General features: G+C 70.4%; 2 protein-coding genes. Both read right to left on the reverse strand.

All coding sequences use genetic code 11. The features are described from left to right. Window positions 1–245 precede the first annotated feature (245 nt). On the reverse strand, window positions 246–1142 hold the full coding sequence (locus tag NTW26_00375; protein ID MCX7020729.1) for a hypothetical protein: 897 nt from the start codon (window positions 1140–1142) through the stop codon (window positions 246–248). Between the two features lie 379 nt (window positions 1143–1521). Beyond that, window positions 1522–2627 (reverse strand): sulfatase-like hydrolase/transferase (locus NTW26_00380; protein MCX7020730.1); only part of this gene is annotated, 1106 nt, incomplete at its 5' end.

Below are 2627 nucleotides of genomic sequence, written 5' to 3' on the forward strand. Positions count from 1 at the left end.
ACCCTAACCCTAACCCTAACCCTAACCCTAACCCTAACCCTAACCCTAACCCTAACCCTAACCCTGACCCTAACCCTAACCCTGACCCTAATCAAAAAAAAAAGGCGCACTGGCTCGCACGTCGCGGCGAGAGCCAGTACAAGCCCCCCCCCGACCCCTCCCATAGGCCCTTCCCCAGGTTTCCAGGCCCGTCGCCGACCACGCGCCGGTTACACGGCCACTGGTCTCCAAGCCACAGCCACACACTACGGGCTGCCCAGCCCCCCGTTCTGCACGTACGGCAACCCCGAGCACGTCGCCCCCTGCCCCGCCACGAAGAACGGCGTCCCCGGCGGCGGCGTGTACACCGGGCAGTAGCACGTCACGGGCAGCCCGTTGAAGGCGGGCCGGTTCAGGCACGCCGCCCCGTTGCACTCGGCCAGCGCGCCGCCCTGGTTGCACGTGATCGCGCCGCCGGGGAAGCCTTGACCCGAGCCGGGCGCCGTGTCGGCGGTCGTCCAGGCCGTCGGCGAGTACGTGGAGATGAGGTCGAACCAGCCGCCGTACATGGTGGGCCGCCCCGTCGCCGCGGACGGCAGCAGCTCCGCGCAAAACGGGGCGGCGCCCGGCAGGCACCTCGTGCCATTGCCGCACAGCTTGACCGTGGCCGCCCGCAGCTTGGCGTCCAGGATGTTGCCGATGGTCATCTGGTTGTAGGGCGAGGGCACGGGCAGGCCGTTGGGCTTGCTGGGCCCGGGGACGGCCGCGCGGATGGGGAGGCACCCGCACTCGGCGACGGGCGGGTCCGACTGGAACGACACGGTGCAGTTGGCGAACGCGCACACCGCAAAGTCGGACAAGCACAGGATCGTGCCGTCCGTCACTGGCTGAGGGTAGCCGGTGTATGTCTTGGCCCAGTCTGCGGTGGCCGGGTCAAACGGCGCGTCGGCCAGCTGCTGCACCGCGGCCGCCGCCGCCGCCGCCAGGCCGGCCTTCAGGGGGGGCACGTACTGCAGCAGGTTGTCGCCCGCGCCGACGGCCGCGCGCTTCAGGGTCTGCGTTTTGTTGACGAACAAAGGCTGGGGGTGGGGTGGATGGGGGAAGAGGTCGGTCACGCACGCCCCCAACGACAGCCCCGCGCTCGCGTGAGATAACGCACGCACGCACGGCATCCCTGCCCCGTCACGTGTCCGCGCCGCCGCCCCGACCCGCCGGGCAGAGCACGCCGCACCCTGCCATGAAGCCTCGACGCGGGCGCGCCAGGCGCGGCGCCGGGGCCCCCGCACCGTGCGGGCGGCGCGCAATGTGCCCCCGTGTGTGCGGGCGCGCGCACATCGGGGCACGATGGACGGGCGGACAGTTTCCCGCCCACCCGCGGTTTCCTCACACTCACCTGCGCGGCCGCGGCCGCGACGCAGGAGGCGAAGGCGAGCAGGGGCGTCTTCATGTCGGCGGCGCGGAAGAAGAGCGTCGTTTGTCGGTCTTGCGAGAAACTGTGGCGCGCGATGGATTGGATTGCACACACTGTCCCTCCTCGCATCATCACTCCAGCGACTTGACCACGGCCGTCCCGTTGATGGACAGCGTGCCGCCCCCCCCCGACAGCGGCGGCGGCACGGACGCCCGCAACAGGAGGCCGTCCCCGCGCAGGCCCCGCCACGCGCCCGTCCCCCCAACCACGGACGCCACGCCGTCAAACGTCACCGTGCCGTCGGGCTGGGCCGCGCATTTGGCCTTGGCGGTGCCCTCAATGATGCCCGGGGTCGAGTATACCGTCCACTCGACGTCGGCCACGCAGGGCGCGCTGGCGTTGGTGGCGCCAAACCCGCCGACCGGCGAGTAGACGACCTGCACAGTGACGCCGGGCGGCGTGGCGGGCATGCCGCCCACGGGCAGGCCCATGGCCGCACCGCTGGCCGACCGGGACAGGGAGGTCTCGTCCGTGGTCACCATGGCGGCCGACGCGATGGCGACCGGCCACGTCACCCCCAACCGCGGCACCAGCTTGCGGGCGACGACTTGGGCCAGCTTGGCGGCCAACCTGTTTTTCTGGGCCGCCTGGTACGGGGTCAGAGGCGCCCGCCCGGGCCAGGCCAGGTTGTCGACCTCGTCCGGGTCGGTCAGCAGGTCGTAGCACTCGAACTCGGACGGCTGCCGCCCCGTCGGGTCGTAATACTCGGCGAACTTCCAGCGGTCCTCCACGATGGACCGGATCAGGTTGGGCGGGACGGGGGAGCCAAAGTAGGCCGCCTGGCCGTACTGGAAGTCGTCAAACAGAAACACGATCTCGTCCTGGACGGCCGGCGCGGCCGGGCCTTGGATGACGTTGTTCGCGTACGACACGCCCTGCCAGCCGACAGCGGTGGCCAGGCCAGGCGGCGCGCCCAGCAGGGTGGCCAGAGTGGGGACAAAGTCGACGTGGGACACCAGAGCGTCGGACGAGACGGGCGTCGGCCAGAGGACGGGGTTGCTGTAGATGAGGGGCACGCGCATGGTCTCCTCGTAAAAGTTGAACATCTTTTGGATCTGGTTGTTGTGCGTCAGCTTCATCTCGCCGTGGTCGGCCGTTTTGACTGGGCGAAGGGGCGGGGGGGGGGGGGGGGGCAGGGGGGGTATTGGGGGGATGGGGCAACGTTGGGGGCCGCCCC

This window comes from bacterium (assembly GCA_026398675.1).
Taxonomy (GTDB): Bacteria; RBG-13-66-14; RBG-13-66-14; order RBG-13-66-14; family RBG-13-66-14; genus RBG-13-66-14.